The organism is Rhodococcus quanlei (genome assembly GCF_055231015.1).
Genome location: NZ_JBUYWD010000029.1, coordinates 1 through 18,662, shown reverse-complemented (window position 1 = coordinate 18,662; position 18,662 = coordinate 1). Strand labels below are relative to the sequence as shown.

Annotated in this window: 23 protein-coding genes and 1 tRNA gene; 13 read left to right on the top strand and 11 right to left on the bottom strand. The window is 63.6% G+C overall.

Going from position 1 to position 18,662, the window contains the following annotated elements; genetic code table 11:
• Positions 1-2,032: 2,032 nt before the first annotated feature.
• Both ACZI8Q_RS19645 and ACZI8Q_RS19640 read right to left on the bottom strand, forming a co-directional pair.
• Entirely contained in the window at positions 2,033-3,346 is a 1,314-nt protein-coding gene (locus ACZI8Q_RS19645) for a tyrosine-type recombinase/integrase (protein WP_463375256.1), read from the bottom strand.
• Positions 3,347-3,649: a hypothetical protein gene (locus tag ACZI8Q_RS19640; protein WP_463375255.1), complete on the bottom strand. Its 303-nt coding sequence runs from the start codon at positions 3,647-3,649 to the stop codon at positions 3,347-3,349. It abuts the gene before it with no gap.
• Between the two features lie 678 nt (positions 3,650-4,327).
• Between ACZI8Q_RS19640 and ACZI8Q_RS19635 the strand changes: the two genes are divergently transcribed.
• From ACZI8Q_RS19635 to ACZI8Q_RS19595, 9 genes are all read left to right on the top strand, one after another.
• On the top strand, positions 4,328-4,531 hold the full coding sequence (locus ACZI8Q_RS19635; protein ID WP_463375254.1) for a helix-turn-helix transcriptional regulator: 204 nt from the start codon (positions 4,328-4,330) through the stop codon (positions 4,529-4,531).
• Between the two features lie 86 nt (positions 4,532-4,617).
• Complete coding sequence (locus tag ACZI8Q_RS19630; RefSeq protein WP_463375253.1) at positions 4,618-4,926, top strand: hypothetical protein; 309 nt, start codon at positions 4,618-4,620, stop codon at positions 4,924-4,926.
• Positions 4,926-5,801 carry a tyrosine-type recombinase/integrase gene (locus tag ACZI8Q_RS19625; protein WP_463375252.1) on the top strand — a complete coding sequence of 292 codons (876 nt, stop codon included), beginning with the start codon at positions 4,926-4,928 and terminating at the stop codon, positions 5,799-5,801. The genes ACZI8Q_RS19630 and ACZI8Q_RS19625 overlap by 1 nt, the downstream gene beginning before the upstream one ends.
• Positions 5,802-5,958: 157 nt before the next feature.
• Complete coding sequence (locus tag ACZI8Q_RS19620) at positions 5,959-7,305, top strand: AAA family ATPase (RefSeq protein ID WP_463375251.1); 1,347 nt, start codon at positions 5,959-5,961, stop codon at positions 7,303-7,305.
• Positions 7,306-7,683: 378 nt separating this feature from the next.
• Complete coding sequence (locus ACZI8Q_RS19615) at positions 7,684-8,082, top strand: hypothetical protein (protein ID WP_463375250.1); 399 nt, start codon at positions 7,684-7,686, stop codon at positions 8,080-8,082.
• A 1-nt stretch (position 8,083) separates the two neighbouring features.
• Entirely contained in the window at positions 8,084-9,040 is a 957-nt protein-coding gene (locus ACZI8Q_RS19610; RefSeq protein WP_463375249.1) for a major capsid protein, read from the top strand.
• 12 nt (positions 9,041-9,052) lie between these two features.
• Positions 9,053-9,385, top strand: coding sequence for a hypothetical protein (locus tag ACZI8Q_RS19605; RefSeq protein WP_463375248.1), 333 nt, complete (start codon positions 9,053-9,055; stop codon positions 9,383-9,385).
• Positions 9,386-9,387: 2 nt separating this feature from the next.
• Complete coding sequence (locus tag ACZI8Q_RS19600; protein WP_463375247.1) at positions 9,388-9,909, top strand: hypothetical protein; 522 nt, start codon at positions 9,388-9,390, stop codon at positions 9,907-9,909.
• The gene (locus tag ACZI8Q_RS19595; protein ID WP_463375246.1) at positions 9,909-10,106 is read left to right on the top strand and encodes a hypothetical protein; all 198 of its coding nucleotides are present in this window, start codon (positions 9,909-9,911) and stop codon (positions 10,104-10,106) included. Before ACZI8Q_RS19600 ends, ACZI8Q_RS19595 begins: the two co-directional genes overlap by 1 nt.
• A gap of 140 nt (positions 10,107-10,246) precedes the next feature.
• Here ACZI8Q_RS19595 and ACZI8Q_RS19590 read toward each other — a convergent pair whose 3' ends face one another.
• From ACZI8Q_RS19590 to ACZI8Q_RS19560, 7 genes are all read right to left on the bottom strand, one after another.
• The gene (locus ACZI8Q_RS19590) at positions 10,247-10,708 is read right to left on the bottom strand and encodes a hypothetical protein (RefSeq protein WP_463375245.1); all 462 of its coding nucleotides are present in this window, start codon (positions 10,706-10,708) and stop codon (positions 10,247-10,249) included.
• 14 nt (positions 10,709-10,722) lie between these two features.
• Positions 10,723-10,890 carry a hypothetical protein gene (locus ACZI8Q_RS19585; protein WP_463375244.1) on the bottom strand — a complete coding sequence of 56 codons (168 nt, stop codon included), beginning with the start codon at positions 10,888-10,890 and terminating at the stop codon, positions 10,723-10,725.
• A 335-nt stretch (positions 10,891-11,225) separates the two neighbouring features.
• Positions 11,226-11,301: transfer RNA gene (locus ACZI8Q_RS19580), tRNA-Ala, on the bottom strand.
• 99 nt (positions 11,302-11,400) lie between these two features.
• Positions 11,401-12,198 carry a divisome protein SepX/GlpR gene (gene sepX, locus ACZI8Q_RS19575; protein ID WP_463375243.1) on the bottom strand — a complete coding sequence of 266 codons (798 nt, stop codon included), beginning with the start codon at positions 12,196-12,198 and terminating at the stop codon, positions 11,401-11,403.
• 245 nt (positions 12,199-12,443) lie between these two features.
• Entirely contained in the window at positions 12,444-13,079 is a 636-nt protein-coding gene (locus ACZI8Q_RS19570; protein ID WP_463375242.1) for a GNAT family N-acetyltransferase, read from the bottom strand.
• 5 nt (positions 13,080-13,084) lie between these two features.
• On the bottom strand, positions 13,085-14,344 hold the full coding sequence (gene glp / locus ACZI8Q_RS19565; RefSeq protein ID WP_463375241.1) for a molybdotransferase-like divisome protein Glp: 1,260 nt from the start codon (positions 14,342-14,344) through the stop codon (positions 13,085-13,087).
• Positions 14,345-14,365: 21 nt separating this feature from the next.
• Positions 14,366-15,286: a UTP--glucose-1-phosphate uridylyltransferase gene (locus ACZI8Q_RS19560; protein ID WP_463375240.1), complete on the bottom strand. Its 921-nt coding sequence runs from the start codon at positions 15,284-15,286 to the stop codon at positions 14,366-14,368.
• A gap of 58 nt (positions 15,287-15,344) precedes the next feature.
• Between ACZI8Q_RS19560 and ACZI8Q_RS19555 the strand changes: the two genes are divergently transcribed.
• The 4 genes from ACZI8Q_RS19555 to mscL all read left to right on the top strand — a co-directional run bounded on the left by ACZI8Q_RS19555 (position 15,345) and on the right by mscL (position 17,702).
• On the top strand, positions 15,345-15,923 hold the full coding sequence (locus tag ACZI8Q_RS19555; RefSeq protein WP_463375239.1) for a 5-formyltetrahydrofolate cyclo-ligase: 579 nt from the start codon (positions 15,345-15,347) through the stop codon (positions 15,921-15,923).
• A gap of 101 nt (positions 15,924-16,024) precedes the next feature.
• On the top strand, positions 16,025-16,369 hold the full coding sequence (locus ACZI8Q_RS19550) for an FmdB family zinc ribbon protein (protein WP_463375238.1): 345 nt from the start codon (positions 16,025-16,027) through the stop codon (positions 16,367-16,369).
• A gap of 89 nt (positions 16,370-16,458) precedes the next feature.
• Positions 16,459-17,184 carry an SAF domain-containing protein gene (locus ACZI8Q_RS19545; RefSeq protein WP_463375237.1) on the top strand — a complete coding sequence of 242 codons (726 nt, stop codon included), beginning with the start codon at positions 16,459-16,461 and terminating at the stop codon, positions 17,182-17,184.
• Positions 17,185-17,273: 89 nt separating this feature from the next.
• Positions 17,274-17,702 carry a large conductance mechanosensitive channel protein MscL gene (gene mscL / locus ACZI8Q_RS19540; RefSeq protein ID WP_463375236.1) on the top strand — a complete coding sequence of 143 codons (429 nt, stop codon included), beginning with the start codon at positions 17,274-17,276 and terminating at the stop codon, positions 17,700-17,702.
• A gap of 73 nt (positions 17,703-17,775) precedes the next feature.
• Here mscL and ACZI8Q_RS19535 read toward each other — a convergent pair whose 3' ends face one another.
• Together ACZI8Q_RS19535 and ACZI8Q_RS19530 are read right to left on the bottom strand one after the other, a co-directional pair.
• A complete protein-coding gene (locus tag ACZI8Q_RS19535) occupies positions 17,776-18,468 on the bottom strand; it encodes an MspA family porin (RefSeq protein WP_463375235.1) in 693 nt (230 codons plus the stop codon).
• Between the two features lie 69 nt (positions 18,469-18,537).
• Positions 18,538-18,662 (bottom strand): MspA family porin (locus ACZI8Q_RS19530; protein WP_463375286.1); only part of this gene is annotated, 125 nt, incomplete at its 5' end.

Sequence of the window (18,662 nt, the reverse complement as noted above, 5' to 3'; positions counted from 1 at the left end):
GACGACGAACCCGACGACCCGGAACCCGACGACGAACCCGAAGACCCCGACGACGAACCCGACGACCCAGACGACGAACCCGAAGACCCCGAAGACCCCGACGACGAACCCGACGACCCCGACGACCCGGAACCCGACGACGAACCCGAAGACCCCGACGACGAACCGGACGGTTGTGCGCTGGCCACCGCCGGTTGCAGGCTGAGTGACGTGGAGGTGATTCCTGCACAGAAAAGGACAGCGAGACCGCCGGCCGCGAATCTGCGGGTGGCCCGACGAGTTGTCATTCCGTTCCCCTCTCGAAGTGCCGACGCTCGAAATCGCGACTCGTGAATTCCCTGGCTGTCGAAGCCCCGTGCTCTCGAATTCCCTGGTGCCTCATGGCCGATCCGTGCAATGGTAACGATTCCGCATCAGGGAGGAACTGGTGGTGCCGGAGTCGGGGGGTCCGGCACCACCAGCGAGACCCGGGCCAGGTGGGCCCGGGGGTCCTGAGCAATCGGTGCATCGAAGAGCGGGTGGGCATCACCAGATAGTGACGCGCCGTTGCTGAAATAGACAACTCGGCAACAGGTGCCGACTCACAAGCTGTCTGTCAGCAACATGGTTACAGCGATGATGGCAATTACGGCCACAGGCGCGAAAGCGCTTGACATTCGGTCGATCAATTGCATTCTCACTGCCCCGCTCATCGGTATCCGTTGCGAACATCTGCCATGTAACACCATCCAGTTACCTAACAGCAAATTGAACGCGCAACATTGTTGTGATTGCCGCCCGAGAGTCGCGACAATGCAGTTCACGAAGTGAAGGATCGCGGCGACGCAGTGGTCCGCCATGCGCCACCAAACCGATTGCACCCGCGGAGCGGCCGGGAATCGATCTCGAGCAGATGGGAGACGGAGCCCGCACCACTACGTGCCCGTGGTTCGACACTTGTCCCGGATTCCGGCTTGCCAACACACCGGGAGGAATCGCACTCATCGACAGTGCAAGTTGATGTAATGCGCGGAAGACTCCTCGAACGAGGACCGCGCTGATGTGAAGAAATGGTGGAGCTGAGGGGAATCGAACCCCTGACCTCTTCGATGCGAACGTCAACCGCCCCGATTCGGTGACCACCAGCGACCCCGGTTTAGGGTATCTGACCATTGCATATACGTTCCCGTTCGATCACGTCCGAAACCGCCTTCGAACACTCATCTTGTCCAGAACTTGTCCACCCACACTCTTCGACGCTCAACCAGCAGCCCACGACCCGGTCACATTGAGTCTGGCTCAAGTTGAGGTCATGAACACCGCAACTGGGCCGATGAACAACACAGTGAGGCGACCAAGGTGCCCGGAGTTCGACTCCGACCGTTGCCCGAGAACAATGCAGCCACTGCACACCCAGAGCTGATGTAAGCCAGACTTAGGGCAGGGAGACACAGAGTCCATGCGCCGCGAAAGTGCGGACCTTCTGACCTACTGTCGATCAGATCGAGGGCAGGCGAAGGTACTCGCTGAGCGAGTACCGTCCGCGCGCGCTGTGAACTTGAGTCAGGCTCAATGTCACCGGGTCGAGGCCATCTGCCAGATGGACACCCGTCAGCCCGCAGACCCCGACCAGCGTTCTCAACATCCGCTGGGCGGATGCCGGCCTCTCAGCTGAACCCGCAAGGCTCCCCACCAATCGGGGACCGTTGCCACGGTTCGCACCCCGCGACGGGGTACGCAAAAGTGCCTACCCTCCCGTCGCACCCGACGCACCGTGCGTCGCCCCGAGGAGACCTCCGCCTGACGGACAACAGATGGGGTGAGTCTGACTCAGGGCATCAGATGGGGTACGCCAACGTACCCCGGAAGGTGCTGAGCGCCCTCGTTGCACTCCGAAGGTGCCGAAGGTGCCACTTCTCGTGCACGGGCACCTTCGGCACCTTCGGGATGATTCCGAATCAACCCACACGTCCGAAGGTGTCACGAAGGTGTCGAAGGTGTCACTCTCCGTGCACGGCGATACCTTCGACACCTTCGTGACACCTTCGCTGAGTCAGGGACGCACGGTGTGACCGTCGCGGAGTGCTGCCTCACGCAGTTTCTCCGCCGATGTGGTCAACCGGTACCGCGTCGTGGACAGCGCCGATTCGAGCGGTTGCGTCGCAGCTGCGTCGCGGTGACGCACCACCAACGCATCGAGTTGCGCCACCGACGCGTCGATGGATTGCAGGACCGACGAGAGGTCCTCACCGAGACTGATCGTGTGCGGTGACGCCGCACGGTTGAGCCGGTCTGCCACGTCGTCCAGATCGGACGGGAACAGTGACGCGTAGATGTTGAGAGTCATCGCAGCGTTCTTGTGACCGAGCATCGCCTGCACCGCCTTGACCGTCGCGCCCTCCGAGATGGCCAGTGACGCGGCCGTGTTGCGCAGCTTGCGCAGCGTCACCCGGGGGAAATGCTCGTCAGCCGCGATCACAGCAGACAGGGCCTTGTCGAAGACCCGCTTACGGAAGTTCGAGACCCGCAGCACACCACCTGACGAATCGGTGAACACCACCGAATCAGGGCCCTTGCCGAGGATCAGGCGTTCGATATCGGGTGCGAGGAACTCCGGGAAGGGCACAGAGCGGCGCGTGTGCGTCTTCGTAGTGGACCACACGAGCTGCCCTTTGACCTCGGTGACACCCTCGATGACCTCGAATCGGCGCGCCGGCATGTTGAAGCACTGGACCTTCAGTGCGGCGAGCTCGTTCCACCGCAACCCGGTGTAGGACAGGAACAGGACCACGATTCCGTAACCGGTCGCGCGGGCTTCGACAGCCTTCGCGAGCTGGGCAACACGTTCGTGCGATAGGCACATCAGGTGTTTGTGCTCCCGTTTCGGGAGTTTGACCCCGGTGCACGGATTGGTTGCGATCCGCCGATCTTCCACCGCCGTGGCCATGACCTGACGGAGCGTGCTGTACGCGTTCTCGATGGACTCGACACCGAGGCCGGCCTGCACCATTTCCGCGATCCAGGAGCGGACGTGCCCGACACGGACCGAGCCGACTTCCTTCGAACCCCAGCGTTCGTCGACGCGCTTCCAGCTGGTCTCCGTGTTCGCGATCGTCGACGCCTTCAGATGCGCGCGCGCCGCCTGCCACTGCAAACCCACCTCACGAACCGTCACCCTGCCCGCAGTGGGAGCCACGTACTCGCCGCGCTGTTTCGCCGCTTCCATCGACGTCCGCCACGCTTCCGCCTCACGCTGCGTCTCGAACCCACGCTTACGCGTCGTCCGATTCAACTCCGAGAGATACCGCACCTCCCAACGCTTCCCACGAGGGGCGCTCTTCGCCGGGTACGAACGTACGACCGACATTCAGTCACCCCGCGTTGCGTCTGGCTCCGAACCGGCTTCCCGCTCGTGGTGCATCGCGCTGAGAATGCGGTTGTGGGGATTGGTCACAGTGTCATCGGGAAGCCTCTCGTGCTTCTCCACGATGATGTTCTTTCGCTTCGCGGCCGCGATCCAACGAGACGCCTTCTGCTTCGGGATGTCGTAGTCGTTGACGAGCACGCCTACTGGCTTCTGGCCGGTCGCCATACAGAAGGCGTAGATGCGAGCAACACCTTCGAGCGTCTCCTCGGTGGGACCATTCTTTGCGAAATCAGCTGGTGGCAAGTCGATTCCAGACTCCCACGGTCGTCCGAATTCAGGGTGCTGTGGCAACCTTCCAACCTGGTGGAATGCGGTCGCGGCTACCAACGCGACGTACTTACCCACCGCAATCCGTTGCAAATGCTCGGTTGCGACTGCTGGCCCATCAGGGGCCGGCTCGACCGTCAACTTCGTGCAGACCACACGTCCGTCCCTGACGTCCAGTGTCATTTCCACGACGTACGGAAGCGGGTCCGGGTCATCGACTGTTGGCGTAATAACGGCCTCGACTGGAACCGGGGCAACAATCCGCCCATCGTATAGCGACCAGCCACCGCGCACCTGGCTTGTGATCTGAACGTTTGGCATTGGGGAAGTGTGGCACAAGGCGGGCGCGCGCCCGCTCCCCTGTAGTCCTCCGACATGCACCCTTGCGCTCCCATCCGTATCGTGTATCTTCCTAATGGACCTTATATTAAAGAGTCCATTAGGAAGTCAATCGAGACGAGGAGCAGATATGGAAGACCGATGGCTTACGCGAACGCAGGTGGCAGACAGGTGGTGTCTGCCGAGGAAGACCCTGGATAACTGGGCAAGCCAGGGCATCGGCCCCAGGTACGCCTTGATTGGGCGGTCTGCGCGGTACCGGCTGAGTGACTGCATCGCGTGGGAGAACGCGCAGTTCAAGGGTGGTGCCGCCTCGTGAGCGCCACCGAACGCGGGTCGATGGCGACTCGGCAAGAGGTGGCCGACTATCTCGGTGTGACCTCGGCGTATCTGGCGAATCTGCGATACCGGAAGGAAGGGCCTCCACTGCTGCAACTGGGACCCCGGACCGTTCGCTACCGCTGGGAGGACGTGCACGCCTGGGAGGAGTCGAGGCGGATCACGGCGGAGACCGCCTGATGGACCCGAGCAAAGGAAATGCCCTCAGCGGCGGGAGCAACCGCGCTGAGGGCCAGGAATCCAATCTACCAATGAACAGGAGTTCCGTGTCTACCGTACCTATCGCCACCGACGGCGACCAGTCCGCACCGACCCCGACGGCCGATGTTGCGCCGTTCGGAGTGGAGACAGTGCAGCTGAGCTGCGACATCACCCGTTGCGACCGTGTTGCGCGGTTCACGGCCACCGTGCACAACGGACGTGACCACAGCATGGGTTCGCTGATTCTGTGCGCTCGCTGCGTGCGCTTCTACCTGACGACTCCGCTGCCGACGCACTGCCTCGACTGCGGGCAGCGCTTCCACGGCCGCGACGATCTGGTTCGTAATCTCGTGCCGTTGGGTGGTGAGTGCTGATGGCCGGCCTTGGACGACCGGGACCGGCACCGAACAACACCCCGGTGAAGTGGCGAAAGTACCTCGACCTGTTCGCCGACGAGATGAAAGCGGCCCGATTCAGTGCAGGCACGCTACGGGTGAGACTGAATCACCTGCGGCAGCTCGCCACCGAGAACAAGGGATCCGATCCGCTCACGGTCACCCGCGACGACCTCATTGCGTACACGGGTCGGCATACCGAGTGGAAGCCCAACACGGCCCGCAGTGTGCGGGGGACGTTCCGGGAGTTCTTCCGGTTGCTCGAGGAAGAAGGGTATCGGGACGACAACCCCGCGCTGACATTGCCCGTCGTGCGGGTGCCACGTTCTCGGCCGCGTCCGTGCCCGGATGACGTGGTGATGGCCGCGTACATGGGTGCAACGGAACCGACAACGCGGTTGGCGATTCAGCTTGCCGTCGAGACCGGACTACGCAGGGGCGAGATCGCAGCACTGCGGACCGATCAGGTCGAACAAGTGCACGGCGGTTTCGCGCTGCGAGTGCGGGGCAAGGGCGGACACGAACGGATCATTCCGATCACCGACGAGTTGGCTCACACGCTGCGCAGTATCCGGACACGGCATGTGTTCCCCGCTCCGGCGAAAGGGCAGGCGATCACTGCCGATCACATGGGGCAACTCATCACCCGTGCCCTGCCCGGGAGCTGGACAACGCACACACTCCGGCACAGGTTCGCCACCCGCGCTTACCAGGCGTCGGGGGACCTGCGTGCAGTCCAGGAGCTGATGGGCCACTCGTCGCCCGCCACGACCGCGATCTACACGCAGGTAGCCGACGAGTCGATTCGCTCGGCCGCGAGCGCTGCCCGGATCGACTTCGGAGGCACCCAATGAGCCTGACGGAGTTCGCGCTGGCAGTGACCCTCTTCACCGAGAACGTGGTCATCCTCGCGGCGGGCGTCGCGAAATACACCGACCACTGACTACCGCAAGGGGCACGGGAGAGTACGAAACCTCCTGTGCCCCTTGCGGTCTATGAAAGGCAACACGAATGGCAGCTACGAAGAAGAAGCCCGATCACGAATGTGACAATGGGTGGCTCGAGGACAACGAGGAGGGCCTCGCAGTCCCGTGCCCGATCTGCAAACCAGCGGACGGGAGCTACTACCGCGTCGCCAAAGATGCCGGCAGTGTCGAGCCTGCCCGTCCTGCGCGGGAGCTCGTTCCGCTGTTCGCCAGCAACGTGAAAGTGCGGCGGGTGCGTTGGCTGATGGACTCCTGGATCGTCCTCGGAGGGCTCAATCTGCTTGCTGGCAGGGAAGGGCTCGGCAAGTCGACACTCGCCGTGGACATCGCCGCGAAGGTCACGCGCGGAAAGCAGGCGGGCGAGCTGTACGGGACACCTCGGAACGTCATCTACCTATGCACGGAGGACGACCCTGGCTACACGGTCGTACCGCGACTGAAAGCGGCGGGAGCGAAGCTCGAGCGGGTCATCTTTCCGCAGATCCACACCGAGCATTCGACGGAGGGCAACGTCGTGCTTCCGCTCGACCTCGAGGAGCTCGAGCGTGTCATCGAGGAGCACGACGTTGCCCTTGTCGTTCTCGATGCCGCCACCTCGGTGATGGCAGCCCAGCTCGACGGGCACGACGACCGCAAGGTTCGCCAGTTCCTCGAGCCGCTCGCACAGTCAGCGGCAAAGCTGGAGTACTCCGCACTCGCGGTCTGCCACTTCGGCAAGCGCGACGGGGCCGACACGGGAAAGCTCGTCCTCGGGTCCATCGCATGGTCTCAGGTCGCACGGTCCGTTCTGGCGGTAGCACAGGACCCCGACAGCGAAGACCTGGTGATCACCAACACCAAGAGCAACCTTTCCGCTAACACCAAATCGATGTCCGCTCGTCTCGTGTCCGCAGAGGTAGCCACCGACGACGGACCGACCAGCGTCGGACGCATCGAATGGACCGGTAACACCGACCGCGACGCCCGACAACTCCTCGGTGCCGACCCGGACAACCCCGACGAGCCGGGAGGTAACCCGGCGCGCGCCTTCATCCTCAACTACCTGCATCGAGACGACGTCGGGGGAGAGGCTGCGGCGGGCGACATCCTCAAGGCCGGCCGCGCCGCAGGCTTCAACGACAACGAACTGAAGAACGCTCGTGTTCGGTCGAGGAAACCTCGGATCAAGTCCCGGAAGGCGAGCATGGGCGGCAGCTGGGTATGGGCCATCGACACCGAAGGTGTCACCGAAGGTGTCGAAGGTATCCCGTGCACGAGAAGTGACACCTTCGACACCTTCGTGACACCTTCGGAGCCCACCGAGCACGGTTCGGACGCCCGCGTGTTGCCGTTCCCCGAGTCGCACAGCACCGAGTCGGAGGCGCAGCAGTGACCGGCAGGCGTAGGCGTGGCCTACCGCTCGACGTGACCGCGTTCGCCAACTCGTACTGCTGCCCGGACTGCCAGTCGCGCGGGCAAGTTCTGAACCCGTCGCCCGGTGTGTACGGACTTCGGGTCATCCATCAGCCGCACTGTCCGCAAACTGTCAGCAAGGGGAAGGTGTCATGAGATACGACCGCACCGGCGAACCGATCGACACCGACGAGACACAGACGGGCGAGCTACCCTCGTGCCGCTGCACTCGAGGGTGGCTACCGGGCGACGGAGAGCACCCGTTGCCGTGCCCGCACTGCAAGCCGCACCTGACGAGGACCACTGACCTCGACGGGATGGAGCGGTGGATTGCGCGCCGACCGAACGCAGGTAAGCGATGACACCGCCGAACGCTGTTCAGTGCCTCGGTGCCGCCGTTCTGCTGCAGGGACCGGCACTTCTCGCCGCGCAGTACGCGTGCGAGGTTGCGCAACGAGGCCGACTACGCCACGGCCACGCACCGATCAGCGTTCTGGACGATCTCTCACGTGCCCTGAGCGCAGCGCGGGCCGCTACCAGCCAGGCGGACGACCGAGCACGCCTCGCCGCCGCAGAGTCGGAGCCGGAACTCGTTCACCCGATCACAGTCGTAGAGGCTGCGGAAATCCTCGGCCTCTCACAGCGGCAGACACGCCGCCTCGCACCGTCACTGGACGGGCGGCGCAGCGGCGGCAGGTGGCAGCTGGACCGGGCGACAGTCACGCAGTACGCCAACTCCCAGCAAGAAAGGCAGTGAAGTGGCTATTACTCTCGTCGAGGCAGCGAAGCTCTCGCAGAACCAACTTACGCGCGGCGTCATCGAAACGTTCGTGCAGGAATCGTCGATCCTGGACCGGATTCCGTTCCTGCCGATCGAAGGCAACGCCTACGCGTACAACGCCGAATCCACCCTTCCCGGTGTGGAATTCCGTGCCGTGAACGGCAAGTACACCGAATCGACCGGCACCGTGGTCCAGGAGACCGAGACCCTGTCGATCCTCGGCGGCGACGCCGACGTAGACCGGTTCATCGCCAAGACGCGCAGCAGCGTCAACGATCAGCGCGCTGTGCAGACCGCGATGAAGGTCAAGGCCGCGTCGTACAAGTTCCAGGACACCTTCTTCAACGGCGACGTCGAGGTCGACACCAAGGCATTCGACGGACTCAAGAAGCGCCTCATCGGAGGCCAGGTCCTCGACGCAGGTACGAACGGTGCACCGATCCTCGGTGCCGACGGCGCTGCGACGTACGACTTCTTCGACACGCTCGACGCCCTGCTCTCCCAGGTTCCCGGCATCGACGGCACGAACGGTGCGATCTACGCCAACGCGAATGTGTGCGCGAAGCTGCGGTCCGCTGGTCGTCGTATCGGTGGCACCGAGACCGTCCGTGAGGACATGACCGGTAAGCGGGTGCTGCAGTACAACGGCATTGCCGTGCTCGACGCTGGAGCGGACGCGGCCGGTAACCCGATCCTGCCGCAGACCGAGACGCTGGGAACCTCGAGTCTGACGTCCTCGATCTACGCGGTGAAGTTCGGCCAAGACGAGGGCGACAAGGCCGTGACCGGTCTGACCAACGGCGGCGTCGAGGTGTACGACCTCGGCGAGCTCCAGGAGAAGCCGGCCTACCGGACCCGCATCGAGTTCTACACCGGCTTGGCCACCTTCGGTGGACGTGCAGCAGCTCGCCTGCGCGGCGTCCTCAACGCATAGGGAGACAAGACCATGAACCGACAGAACGTCGAGGACTACCTGTCCTCCCTCACCGAGGCAGAGCTGACGCAGCTGCTGACCGACGCCCGAACGACCGGCACCGAGCCGGACAAGACCGAACCCGACGCCACGACCCCGAGAGACCGCCTCTCGGCGGGCTACGCCCAGGCATCGCCCGACCAGCGCAGACGGGACAACGTTGCTGCCACGTACAACCCGGCACGTGATCAGCACTTCGACCACATCGCCGCAACGGAAGGCACGTCCTCGACCACGAGGATGTCTCTTGGATACCACCTCGGAGCCAAAGACGCTGCGTCGCAGCAGGAGAAGGGAAACCACTGATCATGGCTGCCAAGAACACGCTGACCGACGACCAGCTCGCCGCACAGGTAGCGAAGAACTACGCCGACGCAGCACGCGCCAATGAGGAACTCGAACGCCGACGAGCCGCCGACCAGGACCGACTTCTCGAGGCGCAGCGCGAGCATGACCTCCTCGTCATCAGCAAGGTCAAGGAGCACGACGGCAAGCTCGAACAGCGCCAGAAGGCCGCGGAGGAGGCAACGCGTGAGGCCATCCGAGCCGCCGACATTCAGGCCGCTTTCGAGCACTTCGCCGACTACCGTGCTGCCCGTTCCTGCCGGTACACCCTGCGTAACGATGCCGAGAACGCCGAGATGCGTCAGAACACCGGCACACCCATTCCGCCGGCCACCGACCGAATGCTCTCCGGTGGATTCGGATTCTTCGATCTGGTCAACTCCGGTCTGAACGGAGCCGCCGCCTCCCGAGTCGAGGACATGCTCCGCAACATCGTCGGTAGCGAACGCCCCACCACGATCGAGGACCTCGAGGAGCGGTCCTGATGGCTGTCGACGCATTCGACCCAGGCCCGAACGGGGACTACCCGTACATGCCACGCAAGGCCGACGGAACACCCGATATGGAAACGGGGGTCAAGTACCAACGCACCCCGGACGGGCGGCTCGTGAAGATCGATCTGAACCAGAGCATCGGAAACGGTCTCCGGATCAGCGACATACCGCCGAAACAGCCCGAATAGCACCTGATTTCCCCATGAACCCGGGGGATGAGTGAGACGAGTTCCATCGCGCTCGAATCCTCAGCCCCTGATGAGAAAGACCCCCGACGAGTGACGAGGCGTCGGGGGTCTTTCGCTGTTCTGTGGTCCGTGAGATGTGATCATTCCCTGCTGCGAACCAGGTGACCGTAACCATTCCTGTCGAGGCTGCGCATCAGGCAGGCGGACGGCTCGTTCGAGGCGAGCCACGTCGAGATTGCACGCTCTTGCTCGGCTCTCGACCCCTGCTCAACCTTCAGTCTCACGGTCAGAGAGCGGGTGAAGTGAGGGGCCGGCCATTCGGCACCGGGCCGGAGGATGGTCGAATCGTCGACGAAACGCTCCGCATACGACATCAGATCACCCTCCGCGTTGGCCTGGTCGAAGTCCTCGACGTCGTAGACCTGGCTCATCAGCAGATCCTGCCTTTGTGCGAACTGCGCTGACTTCAGCTCCGCGAGTCCTACTGCGGAGTATCTGCCCTGCACAAACTCGGAAATCTCGCTGCGGTGCACAGCCTCCTGTACGTCCAGTTCGCGCTCCTGGGCCTCGATCAGCTCGTGGCGGCTCTGGGTGTAGGTCATCGATAGTCCGTTCGTCAGTCGGTGGGTGGAGTGAGGCCGGCCTTCTCATATGCCTCGATCTCGACTCTGGGAACAGGAATCGGCCGGCCGATGAGCTTCTCGGTGTCGCGGCGAATCCTCGTCCGCTCCTCCGCAGGCACGTCCACGCGGCGAAGGTACAGAGGTTCGTTCAGTGCTCCCATGGATCGAGGATATCCCGGGGAGTGCGGTCACCGCACACCCTTCCCGAGGTCATTCTTTCCTGGTCAAGGCCGAATCTTGAACCCGCCGCACCAAACAGAGCCCTCCCCCGCGGCAGAGGAGACGGTCTCGTTCGAAGGGGTCCCCCCACCCCGCGATTTCTGGGGTCACACACGCTGAATCGGTCGGTTCCGGTGGCCGGCTACCTGATCGTGGACGCCATCGGTTTAGACGAGGAGCAGGTTTCGGTCTTGTCCATTCCTTGTCCACCGACGAGCCGGAACGCAGCGAGGGCACCTTCTCCGAGTGGAAAAAGTGCCCTCTACCTGGTCTAACGTGGTGGAGCTGAGGGGAATCGAACCCCTGACCTCTTCGATGCGAACGAAGCGCGCTACCAACTGCGCCACAGCCCCTGATGCCGCCCCGTAAGGCTGCTCGGCAACCTTAGCAGGCAACGAATGACGCGGTGAATTCGCCCCGCCGTTCACGACCTGTAGAAAATGAGCAGGGTGCTACTCGCCGGCCGCGCGACGGATGTCGGCCCGAGCGTAGACAGGTTCACGCTCGAAATGTCCGAGCTGATCGAATTCAGGATCCTCGTCATCGATTTCGAGCACAACGGAACCGGGCCGCCGCAACCTCGACGGGACCAGTCGTAGTTCGTCGTCGCTGCGCGATTCGACACCGAGCCGAGATCTGGTCAAGCGAGCGGTACGACGGCGGCGAATCTCCTGCTCGATCTGAACCTGACGGCGAAGATATGCCAGATACCCGACGGTGCCGACAACTGCCGCCGCGAAAACCCACCACATCAGTGGTGTCAAGATCAGTGACAGTGCGCCGGACATGAGCGCCACGAACACGAGCGCCAGCAACGCGCGCTGACGGAATCCGTAACGCGCTTCCCGAGCCAGCGCATCCGCTTCCGGATCGAACCCGCCGCGACCACGGCGTGACGAAACGTACTCGCTGACGGGTGCGCGCTCGACCCGGTGCGGGTCTCGGTCCGCGTACGGGTCTCGGTCAGAGTACGGGTCTTGGTCGGCGTCGAGGTCATGGTCCGCACGAGTGTCCACCTGGTCCTCCGAGGGGTATCCGTCGTGGTCCGGTTCCGGTTGCCAGTTCGGATCAGTGCGGTGCCCCGCTGCGGGTCCTCGCTGGACGGGACGTTCGTCTCCGCGGTGCAGCACACGTGTAGCAAGCGCTGCATCAGTGGTCTGCCGAATCCGGGGGCGGTTGTTGACGAGCATCGGAACCAAGACGAACAGCCACACGACGACAAGGCCGATCCAGAGAAATGAATTCGGCATCCTGCAGCCCCTCCTCCCAATCGTCTGCCAGCACTTACACCGCCGTTGACCTGTTCAGGTTAGCGGCTCCCCTGTACGCATCTTTGCAGACGCGCCGACCCCACCATACCCAACTGTCACATCTGTAACTGAAAAAGCGGCGTTGGATACGGTCGCGAGCCGCCACGGAACGGAGATCACCCGGACCGTATCTCGCACTGGACTAGCGTTCAGTTAATTTTCGGTAGCTGAAGTGTAGCCGCGGTTCAGGCCCAGTGCGCCCTGCCGGTGCGAATCAGCGTGTCCGAGACCGTCCCAGGCACGTCCTCGATCGTCATTCCGACCAGATTGTGGTCCCGCCACTGTCCGTGGACATCCAGGTACCGCTTCAACAGGCCCTCGTCCCGAAACCCCACATTGCGCAGAACTGCCCGACTGGCTTCGTTCTCCGGGCGCACGGTCGCTTCCACCCGGTGCAATCCGACCGGGCCGAAAGCGTGATCCAAACCCAAGGCCAGCGCCGCCGTCGCCACGCCCTGCCCATTGACGTCGCTTGCCACCCAGTAGCCGATCCACGCCGATCGCAACGCACCACGCACGATGTTGCCCAGCGTGATCTGGCCGCAGTACCGGCCGTCGAGGTCGATGACCATCGGCAGCATGCGCCCTTTGCGAGCCTCCGCACGGAGACTGCCGCATACACCGGGCCAGTTGGTGACATGATGCCGCGCATCCCACGACGACTCCCCTGTCGGCTCCCACGGCTCGAGATGCTGACGATCGCGGATTCGCAACCGGCTCCATGCCGATGCGTCACGCAGACGAATCGGACGAACGGTCACCACTCCCCCGGCAACCCGGAGCGGTCCGAGGTGTGCCGGCCAGCCTGGATGTGAGGACACGCGGTCTACCCGCGCTGAGCGAGGAACGCGACATCTACTTCGTCGCCCGTGCGAATGTCGATCACCTCCGGGTCGATGAGCACGAGGCAATTCGCCTCGGCGAGCGTGGCAAGGAGATGGGACGACGAACCCGGGGCGCCACCGAGCGCCTGAACAAGGTACTCGCCGGTGGCCTCGTCACGCATCAACTGGCCACGCAGAAAGCCCTTGCGGTTCTCGATCGAGGTGATCGGTGCAACGGTGCGCGCCCGCACCACCCGACGCATTGGCTGCCTGCGGCCCAACGCAATTCGGATGAGTGGCCGCACGATTACCTCGAATACCACGAGTGCACTCACCGGATTGGACGGCAGGAGAAACGTAGGCACTTCGTCACGACCGAGCTGACCGAAACCCTGCACCGATCCGGGATGCATGGCGACTCGGCCGACCTCGACGTCGCCGAGTTCGGCGAGAGCGTCACGCACTTCTTCGGACGCTTCGCCACCGACGGCGCCGGCGATCACCACGATCTCCGACCGAATCAACTGCCCTTCCACCACTTCCCGCAGTCGGCGACTGTCCGTGGCAGCGATCCCCACCCGGTTCACGTCGGCACCGGCATCGCGAGCCGCAGCGGCAAGAGCATACGAATTCACGTCGTAAACCTGCCCGGGCCCCGGGGTGCGGGCGATATCCACCAATTCACCGCCGACGGAGATCACCGACAGGCGCGGCCTCGGATGAACGAGAACTTTGTCGCGCCCGACTGCGGCGAGGAGACCGACCTGGGCGGCTCCGATGATCGTGCCCGCACGAACTGCGACATCTCCGGGCTGCACGTCGTCGCCGGTTCGCCGCACGTAATCACCGGACCGCACGGACTCGAGAATCTTGACGCGCACCCGACCCGAATCGGTCCGATCGAGCGGCAGGACTGCGTCCGCGAGCGTGGGCAGGGGTGCGCCGGTGTCGACGCGGACCGCCTGTCGAGGCTGCAACCGGATCGGTTGCCGCGAACCTGCACTCACCTCACCCACGACGGGCAGACTCAATTCGACTGGCGCACCGTCGTCGTCACGGACGTCGGTTCCGGCGGCCCGGACGTCGACACTTCGCACGGCGTATCCGTCGATGGCGGCCTGGTCGAAACCCGGCAATGGACGTTCCGTGACGACTTCTTCTGCGCACAGCAGGCCTTGAGCTTCGGAGATCGCGACGCGGACCGGCCGCGGTGCCACCGCCGCCGCAGTCACGATGGTCTGTTGCTCCTCGACCGACCGCATGTAGTTCTGTCCTCCCGAAGTTTAGGAACCCGCCCGTTTCAATCGGTCGGTCAACCAGTCGCGCAGCGACGGGCCGTACTCGTCGCTGTTCAATGCAAAGTCAACCGCAGCGCGGAGGTAGCCGCCGGGATTTCCGAGGTCGTGTCGTGTGCCGCGGTGAACCACCACGTGAACGGGGTGCCCTTCCGCGATGAGAAGGGCAATGGCGTCGGTGACCTGCAACTCGCCGCCGGCGCCCGGTTCGATCCGTCGCAGGGCATCGAAGATGGCGCGATCGAGGAGATAGCGACCCGCCGCCGCGAAGGTCGACGGCGCATCCTCGACCGCGGGCTTCTCGACCATCCCGGTGACCTTGAGTACGTCGGGATTGATGGCGTCGGGCACCGTCTCGACCTCGAAGACGCCGTACGCGCTGACCTGTTCCTTGGGCACGTCGATGGCGCACAGAACGGTGCCGCCGCGCTTCGCGCGCACGCGGGCCATGGTTTCGAGAACCCCGCGCGGCTCCACGAGATCGTCGGGAAGCAGAACTGCGATGGCGGTTTCGTCGTCGTCGAGCACCGATTCGGCGCAACCGATCGCGTGACCCAACCCGAGAGGTTCTTCCTGGACAACTGATTCGACACGCAGAAGCCCGGGCGCCTTGCGCACCTTCTCGAGGAGATGATGCTTGCCGCTGGCCTCGAGTTTGCTTTCGAGTACGAGATCCTCGACGAAGTGGGCGACCACGCCGTCCTTGCCCGGCGACGTCACGATGACGAGGCGACTGGCACCGGAATCGGCTGCCTCACCCGCCACCAGTTCGATCCCTGGAGTGTCCACCACCGGAAGAAGCTCCTTGGGGACGGTCTTGGTCGCAGGGAGAAACCGCGTGCCCAATCCCGCTGCGGGCACGATAGCCGTGCGAAAGGCCTTGTCGATGTCCTGAGGGGCTTCTGTCATTCCCACACCATAACGGTGTAACCTACCGAGGAGTCACTTAGACCTTAAGGTTGCCTGCATGGGCGCATACACGAAAGACGAGTGGCGCAGCCGGGTACTGACCGCCCGTCGGGCGGCGAGTTCGGAACTCCGGGCAGCCGAAGACCGCGCGCTCGAGCACCATGTGAGGTCGATCGTCCGACCAGGCACGACCGTATGCGCCTACGTCCCCACCAGACTCGAACCGGGTTCCAGCGACTTACTGGACGCGGTTCGCGAGGTCGCCGGAAGAGTTCTGCTCCCCGTGACCGGCGAGGAAGGCCCCTTGAAGTGGGCCGAATTCACCGGTCACGAGTATCTGATGCCGGCAGCCCACGGGCTGAGCGAACCTGCCGGGCCCGTGTTCGACGCGGGTGAAGTCCGGGCAGCCGACACGATATTCGTCCCCGCTCTCGCTGTGGACGGCAGCGGAGTTCGCCTCGGCCGCGGTGCCGGGTACTACGACCGAAGCCTGGTCCTGGCCCGGCCCGACACTCGGCTGATCACCATCGTTCGAGATTCGGAGTTGGTGGACGAACTGCCCGAGGATTCACACGATGTCCGAATGGGATGGGCGATCACACCCGGCACCGGCCTCCGGCGACTGCCTGGGGAATAAAGGATCGATTGGCGCCGTTGGCACTGTCGACGGTAGAGTGCCAAGACCTGAGGTGTGATGTTCAGGCCTCAGGGTGATTTACACAGTGCGGAGGAACCCGAGTGCCCACCTATTCGTATGCATGCACGGAATGCGACAACCGCTTCGATATCGTCCAGTCCTTCAGTGACGATTCCCTGACGGTCTGCCCCGCGTGCTCGGGCAAGCTCCGCAAGCTGTTCAACTCCGTCGGCATCGTCTTCAAGGGCAGCGGTTTCTACCGCACCGACAGCCGGAGTGGATCGAACACCGCAAGCGAATCGGCGAAGTCCGATTCGACCCCGGCCAAGTCGGAGTCTTCGTCATCTGGTTCCACGACTACCGGTGCATCCGGGGGCTCTTCTTCCACGTCGGCCGGCAGTTCCACGTCGGCCAGTGCCACGTCAGCGAAGGCCGCCGCCAGCTGACGCTCCCCGCCTGTCCACAGGCGGAAGGTTCATCCACAGGCCACCGTTCTCGAGGCGGTGGCACACTCGCGCCCCCTTAACCTTTCGGCATGCCCCCTGTGCTGCCGAAACGGCCTGCCTTACCGCAGCGGCCGACTTCACCAGGTTCCACCGACTCGCTCGAGCCCTCTCTGATCGATCGACTCTCCGAACTACGGCGTCCGGAATGGCTTCGTGCGGTACTCGCACGCCGTATTGCAGCAGCCGTGCTGGCGTCGGCTGCCGTCGTCCTCGCGCTTCGAGGAGATCCCGGCTCCGCTCAGGTTGCCGTGGTGGTCGCCGCACGCGACTTGCAACCGGGGGTGGTACTCACCGAGCAGGACCTGGAGATCGCCGAACGCGACGCCGATTCGATCCCGGAGGGAACGCAGCCCGGCATGATTTCGGTGGTCGGCCGCACACTCGCAGGGCCGGCTCGCGCCGGAGAGCCGCTCACCGACGTCCGCGTCCTCGGACCGAGACTTGCCGACGCCGCCACCGGGATTCAGGACGCCAGAATCGTCCCCTTGCGGCTCGCAGACCCTGGCGTGGCCGGCCTCCTCAGGGAGGGTGATCTCGTCGACGTCCTCACGGTTGCGCCTGAGACATCATCCAACGGGGACGAGAATCCCGGCGCGGCAATCATTGCGGCCGGAGCGATTGTGGTGCTCGTCACAAGCCCAGAAAATGACCACAACCAGGCAGAACGCGTTGTCATGATCGCTCTCCCCAAAGCAGAGGCCACCCGAGTCGCGGCAGCATCGCTCACCGATGCCATCACAGTTACATTTCAGTAATCTAAACTCTTCAGCTAGCCTGTTCTACATTTCTTTCACAGCCAGCCGGTGCTGGACGACCTTGCTGATCACCAGAGGAGATGAACGACATGCTCAAGGGTTTCAAGGACTTCCTGCTTCGAGGCAACGTCCTCGACCTCGCTGTTGCCGTTGTGGTGGGCGCTGCTTTCACCGCCATCGTCACGGCGTTCACCACCTACGTGATCAACCCACTGATCGCCGTCCTCGGCGGCGGAGACGAGATCGGACTCGGTTTTCAGCTCGGCAACGAGGGCGACGAATCTACATTCGTCAACCTGGGTGCGGTGATCACCGCGAGCATCAATTTCGTCATCATCGCGGCTGTCGTGTACTTCATTCTGATCGTGCCGGCCAATGCGGCGAAGAAGCGGTTCGCCACCGAGCCCGACGACAAGGAAGCCAGCGAAACGGACCTGCTCATCCAGATCAGAGACATCCTCGAATTGTCGACCGGTCGCTCCGACACGGGAGCGCACGCCAAGACGACACTCGAATAGACCGGCCGATTCGACACAATCGGGGCCCACACAGCATCTGCTGTGCGGGCCCCGATCGCATGAGCACCGAAAGTCAGCCGATGCTGAAGGGCTGACCCCACAGAGTGACCGTGCTGTCGACCCGATCGGTCGACACGGCCACCTTCACGTAGGAGCGGGCCTGAGCGTAGCCGGCGCACCCGGACACGGCGAAGGTCTCGTCCGAGTAGGTGATGCCACCGTTGTTGCCCTCGAACTTGAACTTGCTGGTGGTCGACGAATGACCGTGATCATCAGTGTTGGTTATCGCAAGGATGGGAACCGCCTTGGCCTCGCCTGGACCGATGCTCACGCCACCACCGAGCTCACCCGAAGGATCGGCAGTGATCGTTGTTTCACCGGCATCGTCGGTCGAGGACGACAGGAGCGCCCCACCATCGGCACCAGCGTCGGCGCCGAAGTTGAACTGGCACGCCACGATGTAGCCCGCGTCGATCGATCCACCTTCGGCCGTACCGCCCTCGAGCGTCACCTCGACGTTGCCCGACACCCACACGTTGCGGTGCAACGGCGTCGAACCCATCGACGGACTGATGTTCGCCGTGTTGCCCGTCTGCGTCACCGTCACCACCGTGCCGTCGATCAAAGTCTGCGACACCTCACCATCTTTCAACGGCACGAAAGTATCCGCACTGGCCGCACCAGCGGAAAGAAAGCCGAACGCGATGGTCGAAGCAGCCACCACACCGGCAGCCTTGGCGCCGTAGCGCACAGTCTTGCTATTCATTGTCTTCCATTCGGGAGTCTCGAATTCGCGTCAGCGAAACGTTTGAAAAATATTGCTACGCAGCGACACTCAGCCGATGCTGAACGGCTGTCCGTAGAGGGTGGTCTTCACGTAGTGATTACCCGGAACCACGACCACCGAGTAGGCGCGAGCCTGCGCGTATCCGCCGCACCCCTGAACCTCGATCTCCCTGT